The organism is Serratia proteamaculans, from assembly GCF_013337185.1.
Classification (GTDB): domain Bacteria; phylum Pseudomonadota; class Gammaproteobacteria; order Enterobacterales; family Enterobacteriaceae; genus Serratia; species Serratia proteamaculans_D.
Map to the genome: position 1 here is coordinate 439,207 of NZ_SWDE01000003.1, position 26,635 is coordinate 465,841.

The 26,635-nt window shown below is 56.1% G+C and carries 22 protein-coding genes and 1 pseudogene; 10 read left to right on the forward strand and 13 right to left on the reverse strand.

Features of this window, described 5'->3' with window-relative positions:
- The first annotated feature begins 30 nt into the window (after positions 1 to 30).
- Both secA and mutT read left to right on the forward strand, forming a co-directional pair.
- Complete coding sequence (secA, locus tag FCL49_RS15605; protein ID WP_174354270.1) at positions 31 to 2,742, forward strand: preprotein translocase subunit SecA; 2,712 nt, start codon at positions 31 to 33, stop codon at positions 2,740 to 2,742.
- A gap of 102 nt (positions 2,743 to 2,844) precedes the next feature.
- Entirely contained in the window at positions 2,845 to 3,249 is a 405-nt protein-coding gene (gene mutT / locus FCL49_RS15610; protein ID WP_174354271.1) for an 8-oxo-dGTP diphosphatase MutT, read from the forward strand.
- Positions 3,250 to 3,289: 40 nt separating this feature from the next.
- On the opposite strand, the gene yacG is transcribed toward mutT, so the two are convergent.
- The 3 genes from yacG to coaE are packed head-to-tail and all read right to left on the reverse strand — an operon-like array spanning position 3,290 to position 4,904.
- Positions 3,290 to 3,481: a DNA gyrase inhibitor YacG gene (yacG, locus tag FCL49_RS15615; protein ID WP_013811502.1), complete on the reverse strand. Its 192-nt coding sequence runs from the start codon at positions 3,479 to 3,481 to the stop codon at positions 3,290 to 3,292.
- Between the two features lie 50 nt (positions 3,482 to 3,531).
- Complete coding sequence (gene zapD, locus FCL49_RS15620; RefSeq protein ID WP_174354272.1) at positions 3,532 to 4,284, reverse strand: cell division protein ZapD; 753 nt, start codon at positions 4,282 to 4,284, stop codon at positions 3,532 to 3,534.
- Complete coding sequence (coaE, locus tag FCL49_RS15625; protein ID WP_174354273.1) at positions 4,281 to 4,904, reverse strand: dephospho-CoA kinase; 624 nt, start codon at positions 4,902 to 4,904, stop codon at positions 4,281 to 4,283. The genes zapD and coaE overlap by 4 nt, the downstream gene beginning before the upstream one ends.
- A gap of 320 nt (positions 4,905 to 5,224) precedes the next feature.
- Here coaE and FCL49_RS15630 point away from each other — a divergent pair, with 320 nt between their 5' ends.
- On the forward strand, positions 5,225 to 6,268 hold the full coding sequence (locus FCL49_RS15630) for a GMP reductase (RefSeq protein ID WP_012005223.1): 1,044 nt from the start codon (positions 5,225 to 5,227) through the stop codon (positions 6,266 to 6,268).
- A gap of 59 nt (positions 6,269 to 6,327) precedes the next feature.
- Here FCL49_RS15630 and hofC read toward each other — a convergent pair whose 3' ends face one another.
- From hofC to nadC, 4 genes are all read right to left on the reverse strand, one after another.
- Positions 6,328 to 7,527, reverse strand: a complete 1,200-nt coding sequence (hofC, locus tag FCL49_RS15635) for a protein transport protein HofC (RefSeq protein WP_174354274.1) — start codon at positions 7,525 to 7,527, stop codon at positions 6,328 to 6,330.
- Positions 7,524 to 8,969 (reverse strand): type II secretion system protein GspE, encoded by a 1,446-nt coding sequence (gene gspE, locus FCL49_RS15640; protein ID WP_174354275.1) that lies wholly within the window; start codon positions 8,967 to 8,969, stop codon positions 7,524 to 7,526. The genes hofC and gspE overlap by 4 nt, the downstream gene beginning before the upstream one ends.
- Positions 8,966 to 9,415 carry a prepilin peptidase-dependent pilin gene (ppdD, locus tag FCL49_RS15645; RefSeq protein ID WP_174354276.1) on the reverse strand — a complete coding sequence of 150 codons (450 nt, stop codon included), beginning with the start codon at positions 9,413 to 9,415 and terminating at the stop codon, positions 8,966 to 8,968. Before ppdD ends, gspE begins: the two co-directional genes overlap by 4 nt.
- A gap of 198 nt (positions 9,416 to 9,613) precedes the next feature.
- Positions 9,614 to 10,504, reverse strand: a complete 891-nt coding sequence (gene nadC / locus FCL49_RS15650; RefSeq protein ID WP_174354277.1) for a carboxylating nicotinate-nucleotide diphosphorylase — start codon at positions 10,502 to 10,504, stop codon at positions 9,614 to 9,616.
- A gap of 376 nt (positions 10,505 to 10,880) precedes the next feature.
- On the opposite strand from nadC, the gene ampE reads away from it, so the two are divergent.
- Positions 10,881 to 11,735 (forward strand): beta-lactamase regulator AmpE, encoded by an 855-nt coding sequence (gene ampE / locus FCL49_RS15655; protein WP_085120245.1) that lies wholly within the window; start codon positions 10,881 to 10,883, stop codon positions 11,733 to 11,735.
- Between the two features lie 60 nt (positions 11,736 to 11,795).
- On the opposite strand, the gene hemL is transcribed toward ampE, so the two are convergent.
- A complete protein-coding gene (hemL, locus tag FCL49_RS15660) occupies positions 11,796 to 13,085 on the reverse strand; it encodes a glutamate-1-semialdehyde 2,1-aminomutase (RefSeq protein WP_174354278.1) in 1,290 nt (429 codons plus the stop codon).
- Positions 13,086 to 13,263: 178 nt separating this feature from the next.
- Here hemL and clcA point away from each other — a divergent pair, with 178 nt between their 5' ends.
- Positions 13,264 to 14,703: a H(+)/Cl(-) exchange transporter ClcA gene (clcA, locus tag FCL49_RS15665; RefSeq protein ID WP_174354279.1), complete on the forward strand. Its 1,440-nt coding sequence runs from the start codon at positions 13,264 to 13,266 to the stop codon at positions 14,701 to 14,703.
- An 89-nt stretch (positions 14,704 to 14,792) separates the two neighbouring features.
- On the forward strand, positions 14,793 to 15,137 hold the full coding sequence (erpA, locus tag FCL49_RS15670; RefSeq protein ID WP_012005231.1) for an iron-sulfur cluster insertion protein ErpA: 345 nt from the start codon (positions 14,793 to 14,795) through the stop codon (positions 15,135 to 15,137).
- Between the two features lie 58 nt (positions 15,138 to 15,195).
- Here erpA and FCL49_RS15675 read toward each other — a convergent pair whose 3' ends face one another.
- The 4 genes from FCL49_RS15675 to mtnN all read right to left on the reverse strand — a co-directional run bounded on the left by FCL49_RS15675 (position 15,196) and on the right by mtnN (position 17,793).
- The gene (locus FCL49_RS15675; RefSeq protein WP_174354280.1) at positions 15,196 to 15,441 is read right to left on the reverse strand and encodes a hypothetical protein; all 246 of its coding nucleotides are present in this window, start codon (positions 15,439 to 15,441) and stop codon (positions 15,196 to 15,198) included.
- 228 nt (positions 15,442 to 15,669) lie between these two features.
- Positions 15,670 to 16,284, reverse strand: coding sequence for a TRIC cation channel family protein (locus FCL49_RS15680; protein ID WP_012005233.1), 615 nt, complete (start codon positions 16,282 to 16,284; stop codon positions 15,670 to 15,672).
- Positions 16,284 to 17,045, reverse strand: a complete 762-nt coding sequence (gene btuF / locus FCL49_RS15685; RefSeq protein WP_254611091.1) for a vitamin B12 ABC transporter substrate-binding protein BtuF — start codon at positions 17,043 to 17,045, stop codon at positions 16,284 to 16,286. Before btuF ends, FCL49_RS15680 begins: the two co-directional genes overlap by 1 nt.
- A 46-nt stretch (positions 17,046 to 17,091) precedes the next feature.
- Positions 17,092 to 17,793, reverse strand: coding sequence for a 5'-methylthioadenosine/S-adenosylhomocysteine nucleosidase (gene mtnN / locus FCL49_RS15690; protein WP_153858022.1), 702 nt, complete (start codon positions 17,791 to 17,793; stop codon positions 17,092 to 17,094).
- Between the two features lie 129 nt (positions 17,794 to 17,922).
- Here mtnN and dgt point away from each other — a divergent pair, with 129 nt between their 5' ends.
- Together dgt and degP are read left to right on the forward strand one after the other, a co-directional pair.
- Positions 17,923 to 19,440: a dGTPase gene (dgt, locus tag FCL49_RS15695; protein WP_174354282.1), complete on the forward strand. Its 1,518-nt coding sequence runs from the start codon at positions 17,923 to 17,925 to the stop codon at positions 19,438 to 19,440.
- A gap of 192 nt (positions 19,441 to 19,632) precedes the next feature.
- Positions 19,633 to 21,075, forward strand: coding sequence for a serine endoprotease DegP (gene degP / locus FCL49_RS15700; protein ID WP_174354283.1), 1,443 nt, complete (start codon positions 19,633 to 19,635; stop codon positions 21,073 to 21,075).
- A 57-nt stretch (positions 21,076 to 21,132) separates the two neighbouring features.
- On the opposite strand, the gene barA is transcribed toward degP, so the two are convergent.
- Positions 21,133 to 23,853 carry a two-component sensor histidine kinase BarA gene (barA, locus tag FCL49_RS15705; RefSeq protein WP_174354284.1) on the reverse strand — a complete coding sequence of 907 codons (2,721 nt, stop codon included), beginning with the start codon at positions 23,851 to 23,853 and terminating at the stop codon, positions 21,133 to 21,135.
- 80 nt (positions 23,854 to 23,933) lie between these two features.
- Here barA and FCL49_RS15710 point away from each other — a divergent pair.
- A pseudogene (locus FCL49_RS15710) lies at positions 23,934 to 24,374 on the forward strand (hypothetical protein); the annotation flags it as partial.
- A gap of 9 nt (positions 24,375 to 24,383) precedes the next feature.
- Complete coding sequence (gene relA, locus FCL49_RS15715; RefSeq protein WP_135315142.1) at positions 24,384 to 26,615, forward strand: GTP diphosphokinase; 2,232 nt, start codon at positions 24,384 to 24,386, stop codon at positions 26,613 to 26,615.
- Positions 26,616 to 26,635 lie beyond the last annotated feature (20 nt).

The window sequence follows — 26,635 nt, forward strand, 5'->3', positions numbered from 1 at the left end:
TTGGCTGTCATGACAGAGATATCAAACATCATGTTAGTGAAATTATTGACCAAAGTTTTTGGTAGCCGTAACGATCGTACACTGCGCCGCATGCGTAAAGCGGTTGAGCAGATCAATCAGATGGAACCGGACATGGAAAAACTGTCCGATGACGAACTGAAAGCCAAGACCAACGAGTTCCGTGCGCGCCTGGAAAAGGGTGAAGTGCTGGAAAACCTGCTGCCGGAAGCCTTCGCTGTAGTGCGCGAGTCGAGCAAGCGCGTGTTTGGCATGCGTCACTTCGACGTGCAGCTGTTGGGCGGTATGGTACTGAACGATCGCTGTATCGCAGAGATGCGTACCGGTGAAGGTAAAACCCTGACCGCAACCCTGCCGGCCTATCTGAACGCCCTGAGCGGTCGTGGCGTGCACGTGGTTACAGTGAACGACTATCTGGCACAGCGTGACGCCGAAAATAACCGCCCACTGTTCGAGTTCCTCGGCCTGAGCATCGGTATCAACCTGCCAGGTATGCCGGCACCGGCCAAGCGTGAAGCCTATGCCGCCGACATTACCTACGGTACCAACAACGAATACGGCTTCGACTACCTGCGCGACAACATGGCGTTCAGTCCGGAAGAGCGAGTTCAGCGCAAGCTGCACTATGCATTGGTGGATGAGGTTGACTCCATCCTGATCGATGAAGCGCGTACCCCGTTGATCATCTCCGGCCCGGCTGAAGACAGCTCCGAGATGTACATCAGGGTCAACAAGCTGATCCCTAAGCTGATCCGTCAGGAAAAAGAAGATTCCGATTCCTTCCAGGGCGAAGGCCACTTCTCGGTTGACGAGAAAGCGCGTCAGGTGCACCTGACCGAACGCGGTCTGATCCTGATCGAAGAAATGTTGATGGAAGCCGGCATCATGGATGAAGGCGAGTCACTGTATTCCCCGACCAACATCATGCTGATGCACCATGTGACCGCCGCACTGCGTGCCCACGTGCTGTTTACCCGTGACGTTGACTACATTGTAAAAGACGGTGAGGTTATCATCGTTGACGAACACACCGGCCGTACCATGCAAGGACGTCGCTGGTCTGATGGTCTGCATCAGGCGGTGGAAGCCAAAGAAGGCGTGGAAATCCAGAACGAGAACCAGACGCTGGCCTCCATCACCTTCCAGAACTACTTCCGTCTGTACGAGAAGCTGGCGGGGATGACCGGTACCGCCGACACCGAAGCCTTTGAATTCAGCTCTATCTACAAGCTCGATACCATAGTGGTGCCGACTAACCGTCCGATGATCCGTAAGGACATGCCGGATCTGGTCTACATGACCGAGCTGGAGAAGATTGGTGCCATCATTGAAGATATCCGTGAACGTACCGTCAACGGGCAACCGGTGTTGGTGGGGACTATCTCGATTGAAAAATCCGAAGTGGTTTCTCGCGAGCTGACCAAAGCCGGCATCGAGCATAAGGTACTGAACGCCAAATTCCACGCCATGGAAGCGGACATCGTAGCTCAGGCAGGCCAAAGCCGTGCGGTCACTATCGCCACCAACATGGCGGGTCGTGGTACCGATATCGTGCTGGGCGGCAGCTGGCAGGCCGAGATTGAACAGTTGGAAGATCCGACTGAAGAGCAAATTGCCGAAATTAAGGCAGCCTGGAAAATCCGCCATGATGCGGTACTGGCCGCAGGTGGTCTGCACATCATTGGTACCGAGCGCCATGAATCACGCCGTATCGATAACCAGCTGCGTGGCCGTTCAGGTCGTCAGGGTGACGCCGGTTCATCCCGCTTCTACCTGTCGATGGAAGATGCCCTGATGCGTATTTTCGCCTCGGATCGCGTTTCCAGCATGATGCGTAAATTGGGCATGAAAGAAGGTGAGGCCATTGAGCACCCGTGGGTCACCAAGGCGATTGCCAATGCACAGCGCAAAGTGGAAAGCCGCAACTTTGACATTCGTAAGCAACTGCTGGAATACGATGACGTGGCCAACGATCAACGTCGCGCTATCTACAGCCAGCGTAACGAACTGTTGGACGTGTCTGACGTTAGCGAAACCATCACCAGCATCCGTGAAGACGTGTTCAAGACCACTATCGACGGCTACATTCAGCCACAGTCGCTGGAAGAAGAGTGGGATATTCAGGGGCTGACAGAGCGCCTGAAAAACGACTTCGATCTGGATATGCCAATCGCCGAATGGCTGGACAAAGAGCCTGAGCTGCACGAAGAAACTCTGCGTGAGCGTATTCTGGAAAAGGCTAAAGAAGAGTACCAGCGTAAAGAAGAAGTGGTTGGCGTCGAGATGATGCGCAACTTCGAGAAAGGCGTGATGCTGCAGACATTGGATTCCCTGTGGAAAGAGCATCTGGCGGCGATGGACTACCTGCGTCAGGGCATCCATCTGCGTGGTTATGCGCAGAAAGATCCTAAGCAGGAGTACAAGCGCGAGTCCTTCAACATGTTTGCCACCATGCTGGAATCGCTGAAGCATGAAGTGATCAGCGTACTGAGCAAGGTACAGGTGCGGATGCCGGAAGAGGTTGAAGCGCTGGAGCTGCAGCGTCGTGAAGAAGCCGAGCGCCTGGCCAAGCAGCAACAGCTGAGCCACTATGAAGAAAATGCGCTGGTTACCGAAGATCCGAATGCGCCGGCAACGGCAGAACGCAAAGTAGGGCGTAACGATCCTTGCCCATGCGGTTCCGGTAAAAAATACAAACAGTGCCACGGCCGTCTGCAGAACTAAGCCCGGCAATGTTTAATCAATAAAACCCAGGGGTTCAGCGTGCTGAGCCCCTGTTTTTTTGGGGTGAAGCCCGTGCCCCGATGGATCAATCAGGAGGATGCGATGAAACATCTGAACATCGCCGTTGGCATCATTCGAAACGCCCAGCAGGAAATCTTTATTACCCGACGCGCCGCCGATTCGCATATGGCTGGTTTCTGGGAGTTCCCTGGCGGCAAGATTGAGCCGGGCGAGACACCGGAGCAGGCACTTAGCCGTGAGTTGCAGGAAGAAACCGGTATTGAAACCGAGCGTGCAGAGTTACTGGAAGTGCTTGAGCACCGTTTTAGCGATCGTATCGTGACGCTGAATTTTTATCTGGTGGAAGGTTGGGCGGGCGAACCCTTTGGCCGTGAAGGTCAGCCAATGCGCTGGGTGAAACAGGCTGATTTACGGGAAGAGGAATTCCCGGAGGCCAATGTTAGTATTATCAAGCTGCTGGTGGCACAGGCGAACGCTGCACAGTAGTCAGGCAAAAGGCCCGGCGTAAGCCGGGCTACAGAGGAGATCAGCGATCGTCCTCTTCACTCCATTCTTCGCTTTCCGACAGATCGCTGTTGCTGGGAATGCGCTTCTCTTCATCGGCCCACTCGCCCAAATCGATTAACTGACAGCGTTTGCTGCAAAACGGACGGAACGGGCTCACTTCACCCCAAACTACACCTTTGCCACAGGTTGGGCATTTCACTACGGTCGTCATATCTGTTCCTTACTCCCTTCCAACAGGTGAAAGGTTTTTATGTCATTGGGTTAGCAACAGGCCAACTCAAAGGTTAATCGTTCCGGCACCACGCCAAGCTCACTGTCCAGCGGCAGGAAGCGGATCGCATAGCGCGTCTTATGGCCGGAAATCTGCGGATAAAGTTGGTGTGCCAGATTGATGCGCAAGCGCAACAGATCGGCGCCTTCTGCGTTATCCTGGAAGAAACCGTTCAAACTGATCTGATTGCGAAACTGCCCGGACTGGCGGATCAGGTCCAGCACCATGGTCAGCGCCTGGTTCAATGGCTCCAGCGTTTGCTGCCATTTGGCTACGTCATCATCCCGTTCTTGCTGGGGCGCATGCATCCACATGTGCAGCGTCGGCAAGTCAAAACTGCAACACCCGCCGGGGATGCTCAGGCGTTGACGCACCAGGCTGATCAGCCGATCTTCACGCAGCGACTGGCCAAGACGCGGAGCAGACATCAATGCTGACCCGCGCTGTTTCAACTGGCTACGCAACTGATCTACCAGCGACATATCGACACCTGGCACATCGGCCCAGGCCAACAGCTTTTGCTGTTGCCGTTCCAGCTCTTTCAGTAACTCTGTGCGCACTTCGCCGCGTTCCAGCACGTCGAGCAGATCGGCGACGGTACGGAAGAAGGTCAGGGCGATGGCGGTTTCGCTCAATGCCCGCTGGCCGTGCAATTGCTGCAGTAAAAACTCCATACGCAACCAGGTGCGCATTTTTTCATTCAACGGGTGTTCAAAAAGAACGCTTGGGGAAACATCACTCATTCAGTTTCATCCTGTCGGGTCGCTGATGCCGCCAGCTCAAGGTAACGGCGATGCAGTGCGGCAACCAATGGCTCTATCCCCTGAGCGGTGCCGCTATTATCAATTATGTCATCTGCAGCGGCCAGGCGCTGCTCACGCGTGACCTGCGCGGACAGTATGTTCTGTGCCTGCTGACGGCTGATGCCGTCGCGGGCGATGGTTCTGGCCAACTGAGTTTCACCGTCAACGTCGACCACCAGGACGCGATCGGCGCGTGCCTGCAGGTTGTTTTCAACCAACAAGGGAACCACCCACAGTGCATAAGGACTGGTCACTTGCGCCAGTTGGCGTTGGGTTTCCTGATGAATCAGCGGGTGCAGCAGTTGGTTCAGCCAGCTCTTTTCATCAGCGTTACTGAAGATACGCTGACGGAGTGCGGCGCGGTTTAACGTGCCATCAGGCTGCAACATTTCATTACCAAAACGTTTGGCGATAGCCGCCAACGCTGGGGTGCCAGGCTCGACAACTTGCCGGGCGATAACGTCTGCATCGACCACAGTCACGCCATGGCGGGCAAAGGCGTCTGCCACGGTCGACTTACCGCTGCCGATACCCCCTGTCAACGCAACAATGTAGGCCATGGTAGGGAATACACCTGATGTTCATAAAAAAATAATAGACGAATCATAAAGCGATCGCGCAGAAGTGCAAGTCAGCAGGCAGCGCTTGTCTGGCAGCTTGCGCTGTCCGGTGATAAAAAACGCAGTCGGAAAGAGAAAATGAGCGGGCGGTCACACTGCGCATTCGCAGGTAAATTTGTCGGATTGTAGCGTAAATAAAGGAGAATTCGCAGTCTTGTCCGGCGATTTTTAGCGAGTATGATAGCGTCACTGGAACTGGCACAAACAACGTTCGATCACAACCCTGCGATCCGTCGCCATAAACCAGGAAATCATAAGTCATGCGTATTGAAGAAGATTTGAAGTTAGGCTTTAAAGATGTGCTGATTCGCCCTAAGCGCTCCACGCTGAAAAGCCGTTCAGAAGTTGAACTGGAGCGCCAGTTTACCTTCAAACATTCTGGCTTGAGCTGGTCCGGCGTGCCGATTATCGCCGCCAACATGGACTCGGTCGGTACCTTCAGCATGGCAGAGGCCCTGGCTTCCTTCGACGTACTCACCGCCGTACACAAACACTACACCCTTGAACAATGGGCCGCATTTGTGCAGCGCGTACCGGCATCGGTGCTGCGCCACGTTATGGTCTCAACCGGCACTTCAGAAGCTGATTTTGTGAAGATGCAGCAAATTCTGGCCCTGTCGCCGGGGTTGAAGTTTATCTGCATCGACGTCGCCAACGGTTACTCAGAGCATTTTGTCGCCTTCTTGCAGAAAGCGCGTGAAGCCTGTCCGAACCACGTAATCTGTGCCGGTAACGTAGTCACTGGTGAAATGGTAGAAGAGTTGATCCTGTCCGGTGCCGATATCGTCAAAGTGGGTATTGGTCCTGGGTCAGTCTGCACCACTCGAGTGAAAACCGGCGTAGGTTACCCGCAGCTGTCTGCGGTGATCGAGTGCGCCGATGCGGCACACGGCCTTGGCGGTCAGATCGTCAGTGATGGCGGTTGTTCGGTGCCGGGTGATGTAGCGAAAGCCTTTGGTGGCGGCGCAGATTTTGTCATGTTGGGTGGCATGCTGGCCGGTCATGACGAGTGTGAAGGCACCGTAGTGGAAGAAAACGGCGAGAAATTCATGCTGTTCTACGGTATGAGTTCCGAGTCGGCGATGAAACGCCACGTCGGTGGTGTTGCCCAGTACCGTGCGGCTGAAGGCAAAACCGTCAAACTGCCATTGCGTGGCGAGGTTGAGTTTACCGTCCGTGACATCCTGGGTGGCCTGCGCTCCGCCTGTACTTATGTCGGTGCAGAGCGTTTGAAAGAGCTGACTAAACGCACCACCTTCATCCGCGTAGCGGAGCAGGAAAACCGCGTGTTCGGCAGTAACTGATTTAGCCTGACCAAACCTCGGGTGCAGCTTATTGATGCTGTGCCCAGGGTTCTCCAGCGTTATCCCAAAACATTCCCCAACTGGAATATCGGCAAATACATGGCGATCACCAGCGTGCCGACGATCCCGCCCACCACCAGCATCAAGATCGGTTCCAGCGTTTGCGCCAGCGTATCAGCCAACTCAAAAGTTTGCTGTTCATGCCACAGCGCCAGTTTGCCCAATAGCGTATCTAACGAACCTGATTCTTCGCCCACCCGGACTAACTGCTGACAAAGCGCGGGGAAAAGTGCCTGCTCCCCCAACGCGCTGTGGAAAGTCTGGCCCTGCGCTATTTGTTGCTGCACTTTCTCCATCGCCTGGCGGTAAAACAGGTTGTCCACCGACAGCGCTGCGGCGTTCAATCCTTCCACCAGCGTGAGCCCGGCCTGTTGGGTCATGGCCAGAATGCGGAATATTTGGCTCAGGCAACCGCCTTTGATCAGCTGGGCAATCAACGGCAGGCGCAGTAATACTGCCTGTTCGCGTCTGCGCCAGTGTGGCTGCGGATGCAGTCTTCGAAAATAAGCCAATATCGTGCAGCCCAGAGCCAGCGCCAGCCAGGGGCCGCTGTGGATTAACCCGTTGGAAAGATTAAGCAGCCCCTGAGTAAACCAGGGTAGTGGCGCATTGAAGGACTGATAGACGCCGGCAAATTCCGGCAGCACCATCACCAACATCAGAATGCTCACCAACAGCGCGACTGCGCAGATAAACAAGGGATAACGCAGCGCCTTAACCACTTTCTTTTGCAATTTTTGCTGCGCTTCCTGTTGTTGGGCCAGTTGTCGACAGCACTCATCCAGGTGACCAGTCAGTTCCCCAATGGCGATCAACTGGCGGTAGATCAGAGGAAAGATGGCATGTTGTCCGGCGATAACCTCGGAAAAGGGTTGGCCTTGTCGCACCTGTTCGCTGATGTCTCGCAGCAGGCAGCGCCAGGCGGTAGACGGGTGTTCTGTCGCCAGCAATTCCAACCCGCTGACCAGCGGCAGCCCGGCCTGCAGCAAGGTGGCAAGTTGACGGGTGAACTCGATTAAGGGTTCCCCGCGCCACTGACTGGGAGCAATACGTTTCCCGCGGTTAATCTGGCAGGGCTGTAGCCCTTGTTCAATCAGCCAGTGGCTGACCAAATTTTTTTCGCTGCTCATCAGCTCGCCCTCGCGCAGTTGGCCCTGTGGATCAACCGCCTGCCAGAGGAAAAGGCGCAGCGCTTTCACGGTGCCTCCTCACTGGCAATGATACCGACAATGCGATACACCTCTTCCAGCGAGGTGATACCTTGCGAAACCAGTGTTAACCCGGCTTGCAGCAGCGTTGTCTGCCCTTGCTGTTGGGCGATGTCCGCCAGTTGACCAGGAGCTGCGCCCTGTAACAGACCGGCCTGCACCTCTGGGGTGATCGTGAGCAATTCATACACCCCAATGCGGCCGTAGTAGCCGCCAAAGCAGTGCTCGCAGCCGTCGGCTTGCCAGGGCAACAAGGGTATAGCCCAAATTGCGGCGGGGAACCGAACCGCTTGGCTTTGCTGATAGCGGCAGTGGCTGCAAAGTTTGCGCACCAGCCGCTGGGCGATCACCAGCTTCAGGCAGGCGGCAATCAGATAGCCGGGAATACCCATATGGGTCAGGCGCGTCAGGGTTTCGCTGGTGGAGTTGGTGTGTAATGTGGACAACACCAGATGACCGGTTTGCGCGGCTTTAACCGCTATCTCTGCCGTTTCCCTGTCGCGGATTTCACCGATCATGATCACGTCCGGATCTTGTCGCAGCAAGGCGCGTAAAACGCGGGAAAAATCCAGATCGGTTTTGGCATTAATTTGCGTCTGGTTAACGCCGAACAGCGGGATCTCGATCGGATCCTCTACGCTGCATAAATTACTTTGCGCATCATTCAACTGGCGCAGGCCGCTGTACAGGGTGACGGTTTTACCGCTACCGGTCGGGCCGGTGACCAGGATCATACCCTGTGGGCAGGATAATGCCGCGGCAAACTCCGCCAATGCCGCCGGATCCATTCCCAGCCGATCCAGCGGCAGCTCCTGGCGTTCGGTTTGCAGGACTCGCAGCACCACTTTTTCGCCGTGCAGTGTGGGCAGAGTGGCGATGCGCATTGAGTAACTGGCGTTATCCAATTGCACGCTGAGCTGGCCATCCTGCGGTAGGCGACGTTCAGCAATGTCCAATTGCCCCATGATCTTCAGTCGGGCGGTGAGACGGGCGGCGAGCGTGAACGGCGGTGAGGTTATCGCCTGCAGTACCCCATCGATACGTAGCCGGATACGCAGCGTCTGTTGGTAAGGCTCGAAATGAATATCCGAGGCACGCCGTTGAATGGCGATACGCAGCGTCTGATTGATAAACTGCACAACGGGGGCGTCACTGTCGTCGTTTAACGAGGCCGCGTCAGGCTGTGTCTCCGGCGCTGCTTGCGGGAGTCGATCGCCTTGTATTTGCCGTTGGTTCAGTTCCATTTCCAGCCGGGCTGCCGGCCACTGTTCCAGATGAATACGCTTGCCGGTGGCGAAACGCAGCGCCGACAGCAGCGCCTGTGGCGCCTCCGCTGTCAGAGCCACATTCAGGCAGTACTGATCTTCGCTGAGCGCCAGCGCCTGGTAACGCCGGCACAATGCATGGATTTCGTCGCTGATTGCCGTACTCATGGCGTTGGCGCCGTGGCGGTAGTGTCAAAACGGAAAACTTCCTGACAGGTTTCCTGCAGATTGGCGTTGCTGCTGGTGCACTGACGTGTCCAGCGTGTCAGTCCGCTGGCGTTTTGGGTCGGGGTCAGAGCGACCGTCAGCCCTTGCAGCGTTTGCGTACCGGTCAATGAGATCACCCCTTGGTCTACCTGAACCGCGCTGACGTAACGTGAGGCGTCACCGGCAGGGATACCTTTGCTGCCGGCATTACAGCCAGTGGGCGCACCGCTGTCGAGCACGCATAGCTCAACGGCCAGCTTGTACGGTGTCATGGTTTGCAGCATGTCGGTCATCGCTGCTTTTTGGATATAGCGCTGGTAGGCGGGAATGCCTATGGCGCTCAGGATGGCGATAATGGCGATCACCACCATCAGTTCAATCAGGGTAAAACCGCGCTGTGTTTCCATCTGTTGTTGCCTCCGTGTGAATGTGGAAGCAAAGGTAAGCGTACAGGGCGTGGGCTTCGAGCGGGTTATGGCTGTTTTGGGGCGCAGTTCCACAGCAATTTATCAGCATTGCAACAGAAGGAAAAAGGATGGGGCGGGCTTCGCAATTCTGACGAGAAAATACCTCCCTGATAGACAGGGAGGCAGGGATGACGGAGTTTATTTAAAGCGCATTGACAGATCGAGCGCGGTCACGTGTTTGGTCAGGGCACCAACAGAGATGTAGTCCACGCCGGTTTCGGCGAAGGTGCGCAGGGTTTCACTGGTCACGTTACCTGAAACTTCCAGTTGGGCACGCCCCTGAGTTTGCGCCACGGCGCTACGCATCATCTCAACGCTGAAATTATCCAGCATGATGATGTCGGCACCGGCATCCAATGCCTGCTGCAGTTCGTCCAGCGATTCGACTTCCACCTCGACCGGCACGTCGGCATGCAGCCAGAATGCCTTCTCGACCGCCTTTTTAATTGAGCCGGAGGCAATGATGTGATTTTCCTTGATCAGGAAGGCATCGGAAAGCCCCAGACGATGGTTACTGCCGCCGCCGCACAGCACGGCATATTTCAGCGCGGTGCGCAGCCCTGGCAGGGTCTTGCGGGTGTCCAGCAGGCGGGTTTGCGTGCCCTGTAACAGCGCCACGTAGCGGCTGACTTCGGTCGCTACGCCGGAAAGCATCTGGACAAAATTCAGTGCGGTGCGCTCACCGGTCAACAATATCCGCGCCGGGCCGGTCAGTTTGCAGAGTGGCTGGTCTGGAACCAGGCTATCGCCGTCTTCCACCTGCCATTCCACTTTCACCTGGTTACCCAGTTGAATGAAGACTTCATTCAGCCAGCGCTGGCCGCAGAAGATGCCGGGCTCGCGGGTAATAATGGTGGCTTCGGCTTGGGTGTCGGCCGGTAATAATTGCGCGGTAATATCGCGTTCGGCATTGACTTCACCACCCAGGTCTTCACGCAGCGCCTGGGCAACGGCATAGGGGATATCGCTTTCAATTCGTTCAAGAAGCTCGGTGCGGCGACTGTCAGCACTGTAGCGGCGTGTCGGCATAGAAAACTCCGAAATGGACGGTAAGATCGTAGGGGGAACATGCTACTCTGTTGCCATGATAAGTACCACTGCAGCGCGGTGGTTTCGATTGCTGACAAAGCAGGAAAAAACGTGGTTTTTCCTGCTTTGTGGTGATCAGCCAAAAATCAATAAATTGATTTTTCTGGTTATTTGTTTTTCGATCTCTACACGTTCTGTAACGGAATGAGGCTTGTTAACAATCTGTACCACCGCAGCGCGGTGGTTGCGCCGCTAATCTGGCATTAATCCGATCCAGGGTAGATATTTGGTCGGGGTTTAATCTGGCATCTCTGGAACAACCCGGCAAGCCCGATGACGCTATGCTTGGAACAATGGAAAGGGAGAGGAGTCGCTAATGACGCTGTTTACGCTGTTACTGGTTCTGGCGTGGGAACGTTTGTTCAAGCTGGGTGAGCATTGGCAGTTGGACCATCGCCTGGAGGTGGTTTTTCATCGGTTACACCGGTTCTCGCTGGCGCAGACGTTGCTGATGACCCTGGCCTGGATGGTGGTGGTTGGGGGCATTCTGTGGCTGGCTCAAGGGCTGTTTTTCGGCGTAGTGACGCTGTTGCTGTGGATCGTTATTGATTTGCTGTGTGTGGGTGCGGGCATCAAGCGCAAACACTATCGTGCCTATCTGAAAGCGGCGCGGCAGGGGGATGTTCATGCCAGCGACCAGATGGCGGAGGAACTGGCACTGATCCACGGTTTGCCGGTGGATTGCAGTGAAGAGCTGCGCCTGCGTGAATTGCAAAATGCGTTGCTGTGGATTAACTTTCGTTATTATCTGGCACCGCTGTTCTGGTTCGTGGTCTGTGGGCCTTACGGGCCGATCGCGCTGGCAGGCTACTCTTTCCTGCGTGCTTACCAGACCTGGTTGGCGCGCCATAATACCCCGCTGGAGCGTTCGCAGTCGGGTATCGATCATCTGTTGAACTGGCTGGACTGGATCCCGGTGCGTCTGGCCGGTGTGGCTTATGCCCTGTTTGGACATGGTGAGAGAGCGCTGCCGGCATGGTTTGCGTCGCTAGGCGATCTCCATTCTTCGCAGTATCAGGTGCTGACGCGACTGGCGCAGTTCTCACTGGCACGTGACCCCCATATGGACCCGGTGCAGACCCCGCGGGCGGCGGTAACCCTGGCACGTAAGGTGACGATGATTATCGTGGTGGTGGTGGCGCTGCTGACGATTTACGGCACTTTGCTCTGACGGCAAAGTTTGAAAATAAAAACGGGCGCTTAGCGCCCGTTTTTATTGGCTAGCCAAAACTTACAGCTTGGCGAAGCAGCGACGCGCGGCATCGATAGTGCGCTGAATGTCTTCTTTGCTGTGAGCAATGGACATAAAGCCGGCCTCGAAGGCCGAAGGTGCCAGATAAACCCCTTCCTCCAGCATCAGATGGAAGAAACGCTTAAAGCGCTCTACATCGCACTGCATCACGTCCTGATAGCTGGTGACTGACGGCGCATCGGTAAAGAACAGGCCGAACATACCGCCAACGTGGTTCACCACCAGTGCGATGTTTTCTTCTTTAGCCGCGTGCAGCAGGCCGCTGGCCAGCATATCGGTCAGTTCGGTCAGCGTCTGGTGGACACCCACCTGCGAAACTTCGGTCAGGCAGGCAAAGCCGGCCGCCATCGCAATCGGGTTACCGGACAGCGTGCCCGCCTGATAGACCGGGCCGGTAGGGGCCAGCGCGGCCATCACTTCACGACGGCCGCCAAACGCGCCGACAGGCATGCCGCCACCGATGATTTTACCCAGGCAGGTGAGATCAGGCACCACATCGTAATAGGCCTGTGCTCCGGCCAGCGCCACGCGGAAGCCGGTCATGACTTCATCGATAATCAGCAACGCACCGTACTTGTCGCACAGCGCGCGCAGGCCCGGCAGGAATTCCGGCAGCGGTGGTACGCAGTTCATGTTACCGGCGACCGGTTCGACGATGATGCAGGCGATCTCGGAAGGGTACTGCTCGAATGCGGTGCGTACCGAGTCCAGATCGTTAAAGGTGCAGGTCAGGGTGTGCTTGGCGAAGTCGGCCGGTACGCCCGGCGAGTTTGGCTGGCCCAGAGTGAGCGCGCCGGAGCCGGCTTTCACCAGCAGGCAGTCGGCGTGGCCGTGGTAGCAGCCCTCAAACTTGATGATTTTATCGCGGTTGGTATAGCCGCGCGCCAGGCGAATGGCACTCATGGTGGCTTCGGTCCCCGAGTTCACCATGCGTACCATATCCATGGTCGGCACCAGTTCGGTGACCAGTTCCGCCATTTTGACTTCCATTTCGGTAGGGGCGCCAAAGCTCAGACCGCGCTGTGCCGCTTCAATGACCGCGTCGCGGATCGCCGGGTGGTTGTGCCCCAGTACCATTGGGCCCCAGGAACCGACGTAGTCGATATAGGCTTTGCCGTCGACGTCGAACAGGTAAGCCCCGTCCGCTCGTTCGATAAACAGTGGCACACCGCCAACGCCGTTGAATGCACGCACCGGAGAGTTAACCCCGCCTGGGATTACCTGTTTTGCCTGGGCATACAGACTTTCGGACTTGCTGTGTAAGCTCATAAATCGGCTCCTGGATTCTGTTTGAATGATTTGACCGCGCTATTCTAGTGAAGTGTTCGTCGATATGAAACGATCACAGACAGATACCTATTTTGAGGGGCGGTCAGTTGGCAGGTAGGCTAGAATAATCGGCTGACCTATTTGTATTACATTTAATTCCATTAATGAATAACCCATTATGACTGAATTACAGCAACAGCCGCCGCTAGCGCGGGCCCCACGCCTGAAACGCAGTGATGCGGTACGTCAGCTTATGCGCCGTGATAAAACGCCGGTGGTGATCCTGCTCATGGCGGCAGTGGTGGGAGCCCTGGCGGGTTTGCTCGGCGTGGCGTTCGATAAAGCGGTAGATTGGGTGCAGCAGCAGCGTTTATCCGGGCTGGCACAGGTCGCCGATTATTGGATCCTGGTTTGGCCGCTGGCCTTTATTCTTTCCGCCTTACTGGCAGTATTGGGATACTACCTGGTACACCGCTTTGCCCCGGAGGCAGGTGGCTCGGGTATCCCGGAGATCGAAGGAGCGCTGGAAGAGCTGCGCCCGGTGCGCTGGTGGCGAGTGATCCCGGTGAAGTTTATCGGTGGCATGGGGACGCTGGGGGCGGGCATGGTGCTGGGCCGCGAAGGGCCTACGGTGCAAATGGGCGGCAACGTCGGGCGCATGGTGCTGGATATTTTCCGCCTGCGCGGCGCAGAGGCGCGCCATTCGTTGTTGGCTACCGGTGCGGCAGCCGGCCTTTCCGCCGCCTTTAATGCGCCGTTGGCAGGCATTCTGTTTATCATTGAAGAGATGCGTCCGCAGTTCCGCTATAACCTGATCTCAATTAAAGCGGTGTTTATCGGCGTCATTATGTCGAGCGTGGTGTTCCAGCTGTTCAACGGTGAAGGGTCGGTGATTGCGGTGGGCAAGCTTTCTTCGGCACCGATTAATACCCTTTGGCTGTATCTGGTGCTCGGGGCGATCTTTGGTGCGGTGGGGGTCATGTTCAACGCGCTGATTTTCCGTACCCAGGACATGTTCGCTCGTCTGCACGGCGGCAAAATGCGCAAGGTTTTGCTGATAGGCGGTTTGCTCGGCGGTATCTGCGGCATTTTGGGGCTGATCCAGCCGGAAGCCGCAGGCGGGGGGTTTGGGCTGATCCCGATCGCCGCTGCCGGTAACTATAGCGTCGGCATGCTGATGTTTATTTTTATTACCCGGGTGATCACCACGCTGTTATGTTTCGGCTCCGGCGCACCGGGCGGGATTTTTGCGCCAATGCTGGCGTTGGGCACGCTGTTTGGTACCGCCTTTGGTCTGGCCGGTGCCCATTTGTTCCCCGCGTACGGCATCGAGGCCGGTACCTTTGCCATTGCCGGCATGGGTGCCCTGTTTGCTGCCACGGTGCGTGCGCCCCTGACCGGCATCGTGCTGGTGTTGGAAATGACCGATAACTACCAGCTGATACTGCCAATGATTATTACCTGCCTGGGCGCTACCCTGGTGGCACAGTTCCTTGGAGGTAAGCCGTTGTATTCCTCCATATTGGCCCGAACCTTACAGCGGCAGGAAGCACGGCAGGCGCGCGAAGCGGCAGATAAAACAGGTAAAGAAGATACAACAAATGCGGTGAATACTTGAACGCAACACTCAGGTATTAGATAATCAATAACATTAATCCGGTCGCCATTGTAGCGGCCTGATGCAGAACAATGTTGGGAGTAAAGAGTATGAGTGATGAAACAGCACTGCCCCTGCAATTTACCGAGGCAGCAGCAAGCAAGGTTAAAGTCCTGATTGCTGATGAAGAAAATCCGGATCTGAAGTTGCGGGTTTATATTACCGGTGGCGGCTGCAGCGGATTCCAGTACGGCTTCACTTTTGACGATAAGGTCAACGATGGCGACATGACCATCGAGAAGCAGGGTGTTGCGCTGGTGGTTGACCCAATGAGCCTGCAATACCTGGTCGGCGGCTCGGTCGATTACACCGAAGGGCTGGAAGGCTCACGCTTCGTGGTGACCAACCCGAACGCCAAAACCACCTGCGGCTGCGGGTCTTCGTTCAGCGTCTGATCCTGCCTGCCGTAGTATTAAACCCGCCAACCTCACCGGTTTGCGGGTTTTTTTATTGCTACCATTCCACGGTGACCAGTTCCTGATTAGGCTCGTTTTCACCTTCGGCCAGCAACCGGCTGCGGGTGACTTTAGGCTGATTATCGGTTGCACCGCACTTTACCTGAGGCACCGAGTCATCGATATGCACGCTGCACTTTGGGGTAATAGTCAGGCTGACACCGATTTGTCCGCTGGTGGCACCGGCGTAAACGAAAGGACTGAACAGTATTACACTGAATAAAAAGAGAATGTTTTTCATCATTTGGGGAATAGCCATCCGTAAGCAATCACATAATGGCTTATCGGCAAAAAGTTAATAAGATTTAACAGGGTGGGATAATAATTAACCTGGGGTTAAAAAGTTTATTACATTGTTTTCCCTGAGCTTTTCAGGCGTTGATAATAACACTTTGCTCATTAATTAGTCGAAAATTCTGTTTTGAAATGTGACGGGCAGATAAGACTCCGCCCGTAGAGACAGGCGGAGGAGTTAGCGTTCGAGGATAAAGGCGGGAAGTTTCAGGTGCCAGCGAATGGCCGCCAGGCGGATCGCCAGCGTGATGCCCATGCCGAGCATCATTGCCTGTTGCAGCGGCATACCGAAGGTCGCATAGGCCGTAGCATGCACAATGCCGCCGATGATGCAGGCGGTGGCGTAAATTTCGGTTCTCAGGATCATCGGAATCTCTCGCGCCAGGACGTCGCGGATAATACCGCCACCCACCCCGGTGATCACTCCCATGCAGATTGCCACCAGCGGACTGGCGTCGGCAGCGAAGGCTTTATTGACCCCAATGCCGACGAATACCGCCAGCCCAACGGCGTCCAGTACCGGCAAGATCCACTTGGGCAGGCGGCGCGGCTGGCGTACCAGCAGCAGCGTCAGCACGCAGGTGATCATGGCGACCACCAGATCGGTGGGATCCTTCACCCAAAATACCGGCCCGTTGGCTAGTGCCATATCGCGAATTGTACCGCCGCCGACCGCCGTGACCACGCCCAGCACCAGCACGCCGAACGGATCCATCCGTAGCTTGCCCGCCAGCAATACCCCGGAGATGGCGAAAACCGCAGTGCCGAGAATATCCAGCCAAAACACCAGCATTAATGAATCTCCGCCAGTTGACTGCACAGTTGCTGCGCCGCCAGCATGATGCGCGGACCGGCGCGGTTGAACCAGTCCCCATTCACTGCCAGTACCGGCACTTCTAATTGCGGAGCCCAGAAGGCTTTCACGCTGGCGATTTCTTTTTGGTCACCGGTAATGACGATGGCCTGTGGTTGGCGAGCCAGTACCTGTTCGCGGCTGATTTGCGGCCACGGCATGCGGCTGTCGGCAAAGATGTTCTCAGCGCCACACAGTGACAGCACCTGACTTTGCAAGGTGGCTCCGGAACTGGTGAACAGCGGCTGGGTGCCGAATTGCAGCAACACCCGTCGCGGTTGGCTATGGGGATATTTTGCTTTCAGCGCGGCAATTTGCTGACGGATCGCCTCCGCTGCCTGGTGTGCTTGTTCAGGATGCGGGCTGTATTGCGCCAGGTCATCCAGCCGCTGCGCGATGTCATCGATGGTGGTGGCATCGGCATAAAAGATCGGGATACCAAAAGCGGCGAGCTGATCCAGCACCCGTTGCGGATTGCCGCCGCGCCAGGCCAGGATCAGATCCGGCTTCAGCGCCAGCACCCGCTCCAGGTTGATGCCTTGCCAGGAGGCGACTTGCTCGAGCTTCTTGGCCGCCGGGGGATAGTCGGAATAAGCGCTCACTGCCAGCAGGGTATCGCCCATACCGGCAGCATAGGCCAGCTCGGTGGTGTTGGGTGCCAGGCTGATCACCCGTTGGGCGGCGCCGACAGGCAGCGCCATCCCTAATGCCAGCAGCCACAGCAGGGCTGAAAAGCGTCGCGTCACATCAACCGCGCTTAGCCAGGGTTTGTAGCATGGCGTTGACCATCAGCGTAGATTGCTTGGCCGCCACGGTAAGGAACTCTTCAAAACTCATGTGCGATTCGCTGTCGGCAACGTCAGAGATAGCGCGCACTACCACAAACGGCGTACCGAACAGGTGGCAGACGTGCCCGACTGCCGCTGCTTCCATTTCCACCGCTGCCACGCTTGGGAAGGTAGCGCGGATGCGTGCCAGTGGCTCGGCACCATTAATGAATGCATCACCGCTGCAGATCAGACCGCGCACCGCGTTCAAGCCCAGCTGTTTGATACAGTCTTCCGCCAGGGCAATCAGCGCGTCGTCGGCCACAAATGCCGCCGGGCAGCCGGCCATCTGGCCTGGCTCGTAACCAAAGGCGGTCACGTCGGCATCGTGATAGCGCACTTCTTCAGATACCACGATATCGCCTACCTTCAGCGTGCTGGCCAGGCCACCGGCGGAACCGGTATTGATCACCAGATCCGGCTTGCAGTGTTCCAGCAGCAGGGTGGTGCCCATTGCGGCAGAAACTTTACCGATGCCGGATTTGAGCAGCGCCACGTCAACGCCACCGATTTGGCCGGTGTAGATTTCACAGCCCGCGCGTTGAAGGGTTTGACGGTTTTCAATTTGATCGCGCAGCAGGGTGACTTCCTGCTCCATTGCGCCGATGATGCCTACTTTCATAAATAACACTCACTGATTGGCTGTGGGAATTTCGCCATAGTCTATCATGGCTCTCATAGAGAGATAATCCGTTGCATATGCCGCCGGGAATTGTTATCACGGAGGCAGGGTGCAACGGCGGAGAAACAGATGTCCGGGATCGACTTTAAGCAGAAAATCAGCTTCCAGCGGCCATTCAGCAAGCCAATTGAAGCTGAGGAAGAGTACGACATTGTCCGGCAGTTCGAGAGCGATCGCGGACGCATAGTCAATTCCGCCGCCATTCGCCGTCTGCAGCAAAAAACCCAGGTGTTTCCTCTCGAGCGTAATGCCGCGGTGCGCAGTCGCCTGACGCACTCGATGGAGGTGCAACAGGTCGGAAGGCATATCGCCAAAGAGATCCTCAATCGTTTTAAACAAGACGGGCGAGTCGACGAACTCGGCCTGACCAAACTGCTGGATCCCTTTGAGAGCATTGTCGAGATGGCCTGCCTGATGCATGACATCGGCAACCCGCCTTTCGGGCACTTTGGCGAGTCGGCGATCAACAACTGGTTTTCCCAGCGCCTCGATCCCGCCAGCTGTGGCAGCGAGCCGGCCAGCAACGATCGTTGCCAGGTCAGTGCACTGCGGCTGCATGAAGGCGAGAGCGATCTTAACCGCCTGCGTAGCCGTATCCGTCAGGATCTCAGCCATTTTGAAGGCAATGCCCAGGCTATCCGGTTGGTGCACACGCTGCTGAAGCTTAACCTGACCTACGCGCAGGTGGGCTGTATCCTGAAATATACCCGCCCGGCCTATTGGGCCAGCGCTATTCCTGCCAGCCATAACTACCTGATGAAAAAACCGGGCTTTTATCTGGCAGAAGAGGCGTTTGTCGATCGACTGCGTCGCGAGTTGAATATGGGCGAGTTCGACCGCTTCCCATTGACCTATATTATGGAGGCGGCTGATGATATTTCGTACTGCGTGGCCGATTTGGAAGATGCGGTGGAAAAAAATATTTTCACCGTCGAGCAGCTTTACCAGCATTTAACTCAGGAATGGGGCGAGGTTACGCCGGGTGATTTGTTTGATAAAACCGTGGCCAGCGCATTTCGTAAAATCGATCGCGGTGGCGCGCGGCGCAGTAGTGAAGATCAGTTCTTCATGTATTTACGGGTATTTACCGTGGCGCGGTTGGTCCCGCATGCGGCGCAGCGTTTTATTGATAACCTGGAGGCGGTCTATCAGGGAAACTTTAATCAGGCGCTGCTGGAGGACTCCAGCCCGGCTTACAAATTGCTGAAAATCTTCAAAAATGTCGCATTCAAACACGTGTTCAATCACCCGGAAGTGGAACAGCTTGAGCTGCAGGGCTACCGGGTTATCAGCGGCCTGCTGGATATATACAGCCCACTGTTGGCGATGCCGCTGGCGGACTTTACCCTGCTGGTGCAGGAAGACAGCCATCGTGCCTATCCGATCGAAACGCGTCTGTTTCATAAGCTTTCAACCAAACATCGGTTGGCCTATATCGAAGCGATTGAGGGCCTGCAGCATCTGTCATCAGAGCAGTTGGCGATCCGCGAGTATTATTTCCGTGCGCGTTTACTGCAGGATTATATCAGCGGCATGACCGACCTTTATGCCTATGACGAATACCGACGATTAATGGCAGCGGAATAATTCATTCAGCTAATAAATATTATTTTAAGCATTTTGCCTGGCGGCGCAGGATCTATTTCGAGTTTTGTAAAGACGGACAATATTTGTTTACTATTACCAATAACCTGCGCCGGAACTTAGCGGTATTAATAGGTTCTGATTATGCACAAAGACCCTAATATTTTCTGAACGACTTTTATAAGAGACACACAGATGAAAAAAACCGCATTAGTTCTGAGCGCATTGGCATTCAGTATTGGTATGGCGATGGGCCCGATGACGGCCAGCGCCGCAGAAAGCGCTTCTTCCAGCACTCAGCAATTGCCAAGTCTGGCACCGATGCTGGAAAAAGTGATGCCTTCCGTGGTGAGCATTAATGTTGAAGGCAGCACCACGGTCAACACGGCGAAGATGCCACCGCAGTTCCAACAGTTCTTCGGTGAAGACTCGCCGTTCTGCCAGGACGGTTCGCCATTCCAGGCTTCGCCGATGTGCCAGGGCGGCGGGCCTGGCGGTGAGCCGGGTGCACCAGGCCAGGGGACTCAGCAGAAATTCCAGGCGCTGGGTGCCGGGGTGGTGATTGATGCCGCGAAAGGCTACGTGGTGACCAACAACCACGTGGTGGAGAACGCCAACAAAATTCAGGTCCAACTGAGCGATGGCCGTAAATTTGACGCCAAGGTAATCGGTAAGGATCCGCGTTCCGATATCGCGTTGATCCAGCTGAAAGACTTTAAAAATCTGACGGCGATCAAGATGGCGGACTCCGAACAACTGCGCGTCGGCGATTACACCGTTGCGATTGGTAACCCGTATGGGTTGGGTGAGACCGCTACCTCAGGCATTGTTTCTGCGCTGGGTCGTAGCGGGCTGAATATCGAAAATTACGAGAACTTTATCCAGACCGATGCAGCGATTAACCGCGGTAACTCCGGCGGCGCGTTGGTTAACCTGAACGGCGAACTGATCGGCATTAACACCGCCATTTTGGCACCGGACGGCGGCAACATCGGTATCGGCTTTGCCATTCCGAGCAACATGGTGAAAAACCTGACGGCGCAGATGGTCGAATATGGCCAGGTGAAACGCGGCGAATTGGGCATTATGGGGACCGAGCTGAATTCTGAGCTGGCGAAAGCGATGAAAGTGGACGCGCAGCGTGGGGCCTTTGTCAGCCAGGTGATGCCGAAATCTTCTGCCGCCAAGGCGGGTATCAAGGCCGGTGACGTGATTGTTACCATGAACGGTAAAGCCATCTCCAGCTTTGCATCCTTCCGGGCGGAAATCGGTACTCTGCCGGTAGGCAGCAAAATGTCGCTGGGGATCATCCGCGACGGCAAGCCTGTCACCGTGGACGTTACCCTGGAGCAAAGTTCTCAGACTCAGGTTGAATCCGGCAATATCTACACCGGTATTGAAGGTGCCGAACTGAGCAATGGTCAGGCTGGCGCTCAGAAAGGCGTGAAGGTCGATAACGTCAAGGCAGGCAGCGCTGCTGCGCGCATCGGCCTGAAAAAAGGCGACTTTATCCTTGGGGTTAACCAGCAGCCGATCCAGAACCTGGGCGAACTGCGTAAAATTCTCGACAGCAAACCGTCGGTATTGGCGCTGAATATCCTGCGCGGTGATACCACGCTGTATCTGCTGATGCAGTAATTAATCAGCCCCGGCTAAAACGGCACGCTTCGGCGTGCCTTTTTATTGCGTGCGGTATCAGCCCAGATGAGTACGAGCCGCCTGGCTGACCAGCTCAATCTCATCCAACAGTTCCAGCCATTCCGGCTCCAGCTCATCGTTGCTGACGCCCTGACGCAACTGCTGTTCAAGGTAGAAACACAGCTGTTTCAGGCGCGGTACGCCGCTGTAGCTGCAACTGCCGTGCAGTTTGTGGATCAAATCGAGAATGCCGTCATCCGGCGTGCCGTCCAGTATTGCTTGCACCCGGTCGCTGACCTGCGGCAGGAAATCGAGCAGCATCTGCAACAGATCATGTGCCAGATCGGGTTTGTTCGCCGCCTGGCGCAGTGCCAACGGCCAGTCGAGCGACAGCAGCGGTTGATTGACCGCCGTTTCCGGCTCCGGTTCGCCGCTGTAATAACGCGCCAATACGCGGGTCAGCATCGCTTCGTCAATCGGCTTGGCCAGATAGTCATCCATCCCGGCCTGCAGCAAATGCTCACGCTCGCCACTGACGGCATGGGCGGTGACGGCGACGATTGGCGTCGAATTGTGGTGCGGCAGCTGGCGGATCAACTCGCTGGTACGAATGCCGTCAATATTGGGCATCTGAATATCCATCAGGATCAAGTCCAGCACGTTGTCGCGCGCCAGCAGCAATGCTTCTTCTCCGCTTTCACATAGCAGGGTCTTTTCCACCTGTTCGGCCAGCAGAGTGCCAATCAGCTTCAGGTTGGCCGGGTTATCGTCGACCGCCATCACCGTCAGCGGCAGGCGCTTATGTTCCGGCACGGCGGCGAGGCGCAGCGGTGTTTCCATACGCAGCAGCGGGAACAGACGGTTGCTGGTGATCGGTTTGATCAGGCAGCCGGCGGCGCCTTGCTGTTTAAGCTGCTCGGCATTGATCTGTGACTGAGAGGGCAGCGCCAGAATCACCCGGTCGGCAATCTTCAACGCTGCCAGCAGCTTGCTTTCGTGCTGCGCCATATTCTCGCGGAACGGGATCGGCACTCCCACCAGCAGGAAGTCGTAATTTTTCTTCGGTAACTGGGCCAGCGTTGGTGAATGGGTGATCACCAAATGGGTGACGCTCAGCATATTCAGCGTTGCCTGCGCCGCCATCGGGTTGGCTTCGATATAGCCCAGAGTCTTGCCCTGCAGGTCCGGCAGGTTTGACGGCAGCGACAGCATGCCCTCATGCAGGTCGAGAGTGATATGGAACCAGAAGGTCGAACCCCGGTTCAACTGGCTGTGGAAGCAGATATCGCCCCCCATCTCTTTCACCAGTTTTTGAGTGATCACCAGCCCCAGCCCGGTTCCGCCGTGACGGCGTGAAATACTGGCATCCGCCTGACGGAAGGCCTGGAACAGCTGCGACTGCTGCCGTTCCGAGATGCCAATGCCGGTGTCATGGATTTGTACTTCCAGCTCCATCTGGCGATCCTGCTGGCCACGCAGTTCGACGCGGATATCAATGTTGCCGGTTTCGGTAAATTTAATCGCGTTGCCCAGCAGGTTGGTAATGATCTGTTGCAGCCGCAAGGAGTCGCCAATCACCTGTTCCGGCACGTCGTTATGCACGTCCAGCGTCAGCTCCAGCCCTTTCTCATGGGCGCTGGGCGCCAGCAGCACAATCACTTCGTCCAGTGTCTCACGCAGCGAGAATGGAATATGCTCCAGCACCAGCTTGCCGGCCTCCAGCTTGGAGAAGTCCAGCACGTCGTTGATGATGGTCAGCAGGTTATTGGCCGAGCGCTCGATGGTTTGCAGATAGTCGGTCTGGGTGACGCTCATTTCGGTTTTCAGCATCTGGCGGGTAAAGCCGATCACGCCGTTGAGCGGGGTACGCAGCTCGTGCGACATGTTCGCCAGGAACTCGGATTTGATACGCGCCGCTTCCTGGGCGCGTTTTTTCGCCAGGTCCAGCTCGACGTTCTGGATCTCCATTTGCTCCAGCGTTTCGCGCAGATCGGAGGTCGCCTGATCGATATTTTGCTGCATTTCTTCGTGGTAGGCGGTGAGCGACATCGCCATCGAGTTGATGCCATTCTTCAGCATGTGCAGTTCGCCGAGCATAAAACCTTCGACGCGGCTGTCGAGCTGGCCACGGCGGATGCGGTCAACGGTGTTCACCATATTGCGGATCGGGCCGGTGACGTCGCGCATCAGGCGGTAAGCAAACAGAATGGCGATACACATGCACAGCAGCAACAGCAGGGTGGAGACAAACACCTCTTTGTATTGCTGCAAACGGACCGACTGCAGATCCAGCTCGATCGCCACATAGCCCAGGCGGTTGTCCTGCTGAGGATCGCTGCTGGCGGTTTGATCCGGATACTGGCTCTCTGCCAGGATCGGGGTGCGCAGGATCAGTGAGTCGCCACGCCGTGTCAGCATCAGATCGGTGGGGATGGGCACCCCTTTCGGCAACTGCAGCTGGGTAAAGTTGTGATGGTAATTGGAGGTGACAAACAGATTATTCTGCGCGTCGAACACCGTAATGGAACGGACGATGTCTGAGTGGCGACGATGTAACAGGCTGACCAATTGCCTGACCGATTCGCGGCTGCGGAACGTCATGCCGTATTCGCTGGCCACCGCCAGGGGTTCGATAATACTGGCACCGGCGTCAACCAATTGTTCCTGTAATTCATTGTAGCGATGCACCACGAAGAAGGTGCTGAGCAACAGACCAATCAACAGCGTTGGGGCCAGAATCAGGATCATCATGCGCGCCCGCAGGCTGTATTTGGTCATGGGATTCCAGTGTGGGAAAATTGCCGGACAGCCTCTACTTTAAATGAACCGGCACTCGATCGACAAACTATGGCGCAATTCTTTATTCGGCAGCGGGCAGCGATAGCCTCGAAAAACTGTGCGCTGAAACGCCGTATTATCGGAGCGACGGGCTACGCTTAGACTTTGGTTGGTGTGACTTTATTCAGATAAATAGCTTATTAAATCAGTTAATGATGGGGCCTGCCCTTGAATGGTTAGCTATTCAACCCAATGATCGGGTATTGGATCTGTTCTGCGGCCTGGGGCTTTTTACCCTGCCGTTGGCGCGCTGCGCCGCTGCGGTGGCAGGTAGAGAAGGTGTTGCCACACCGGGAGCGAATGGGCAATATAATGCACATAAGAATAGGCTGAGTCACGCTGGCTTCTTATCTTATCGTCTTGCGCGTGTGTGGATGTTGGACAGGTTTCCGCATACGGGGCATCTTGAGTCAATGGCGCTGTTGATTAACGGTGGTGCGCCAGAGTTCGCTGCAAAGTAGGGAGAGGTTATGGTTGCGGTAAGAAGTGCACATCTGAACACGGCTGGCGAATTTGCACTCGATGAGTGGATAGCCAGCTTGGGGCTACCTAACCCGCAGTCATGTGAGCGATTAGCCGCAACCTGGCGCTACTGTGAGCAACAGACCCAGAACCATCCCAACGCGCCGCTGTTGCTGTGGCGTGGGCTGGAAATGGTTGAAATCCTCTCCACCCTGAGCATGGACAACGACAGCATGCGCGCCGCGCTGCTGTTCCCGCTGGTGGATGCCGGTATTGTACAGGAAGAAACCCTGACCGAAGCCTTCGGCAAGGGCATCACCTATCTGGTACATGGCGTACGCGATATGGACGCCATCCGCCAACTGAAAGCCACCCAAAACGATTCGATGGCCTCCGAACAGGTCGACAACGTGCGCCGCATGCTGTTGGCGATGGTGGAGGATTTCCGCTGCGTGGTGATCAAGCTGGCGGAGCGTATCGCCCACCTGCGTGAAGTGAAAGATGCGCCGGAAGACGAACGGGTGCTGGCGGCCAAAGAGTGTTCGAATATCTATGCACCACTGGCCAACCGTCTCGGTATCGGGCAACTGAAATGGGAGCTGGAAGATTTCTGCTTCCGCTACCTGCACCCGGACGAATACAAACGTATCGCCAAGCTGCTGCATGAACGCCGTATCGATCGCGAACAGTTTATCGATGATTTCGTTGCCTCGCTGCGTAGCGCGATGGGGGACGAGGGCGTCAAGGCCGACATTTACGGTCGGCCAAAACACATCTACAGCATCTGGCGCAAGATGCAGAAGAAAGCGCTGGCGTTTGACGAGCTGTTTGACGTGCGCGCGGTGCGCGTGGTGGTCGAGCGCTTGCAGGACTGCTATGCGGCGCTGGGGATTGTGCATACCCACTTCCGTCATCTGCCGGATGAGTTCGACGACTATGTCGCCAACCCGAAACCCAACGGCTATCAGTCGATCCACACCGTGGTTCTGGGGCCACGCGGTAAAACGCTGGAAATCCAGATCCGCACCCGCCAGATGCACGAAGATGCCGAACTGGGCGTAGCCGCGCACTGGAAATACAAAGAGGGCGCGGTTGCGACGGTACGTTCCGGCTATGAAGAACGTATCGCCTGGCTGCGCAAACTGATCGCCTGGCAGGAAGAAATGGCGGATTCCGGCGAGATGCTCGACGAGGTTCGCAGCCAGGTATTCGACGATCGGGTTTATGTGTTTACCCCGAAAGGCGACGTGGTGGATCTGCCGGCAGGCTCTACGCCGCTCGACTTTGCCTATCATATTCACAGTGACGTCGGCCACCGCTGCATTGGCGCCAAAATTGGCGGCCGCATTGTGCCCTTCACCTACCAGCTGCGGATGGGCGATCAGATTGAAATTATCACCCAGAAGCAGCCGAACCCGAGCCGCGACTGGTTGAACCCGAACCTGGGCTATGTCACCACCAGCCGTGGGCGTTCCAAGATCCATAACTGGTTCCGCAAGCAGGATCGCGACAAGAACATCCTGGCAGGTCGCCAGATGCTGGACAACGAGCTGGAACACCTCGGTATCAGCCTGAAAGAGGCCGAGAAGCTGTTGATCCCGCGTTACAACATGAATTCGCTAGATGAAATCCTGGCGGCGATTGGCGGCGGGGATATCCGTCTCAATCAGATGGTGAACTTCCTGCAGGGCAAGTTCAACAAACCGAGCGCCGAAGAGCAGGATCGCGAAGCGTTACGCCAACTGGTTCAGCACAAGGCGCCGCCGGCAACTCGCAGCAAGGACAACGGCCGGGTGGTGGTGGAAGGGGTAGGCAACCTGATGCACCACATTGCCCGCTGCTGCCAGCCGATCCCGGGCGACGATATTGTCGGCTTTATCACCCAGGGGCGTGGTATCTCCATCCATCGGGCAGACTGTGATCAACTGGTGGATCTGCAGTCGCACGCGCCGGAACGTATCGTGGATGCGGTGTGGGGCGAGAGCTACTCCAGCGGGTACTCTTTGGTCGTCCGCGTGATGGCCAACGATCGCAGCGGCCTGCTGCGAGACATCACCACCATTTTGGCCAACGAAAAGGTCAACGTGCTGGGCGTGGCCAGCCGCAGCGACACCAAAAAGCAGTTGGCGACCATAGATATGGATATTGAAATCTACAACCAGCAGGTGCTGGGCCGGGTATTGGCCAAGCTCAACCAACTGCCGGATGTGATAGACGCCAAACGACTGCACGGCAGCTAACCTTACATTTTTATCGGGGC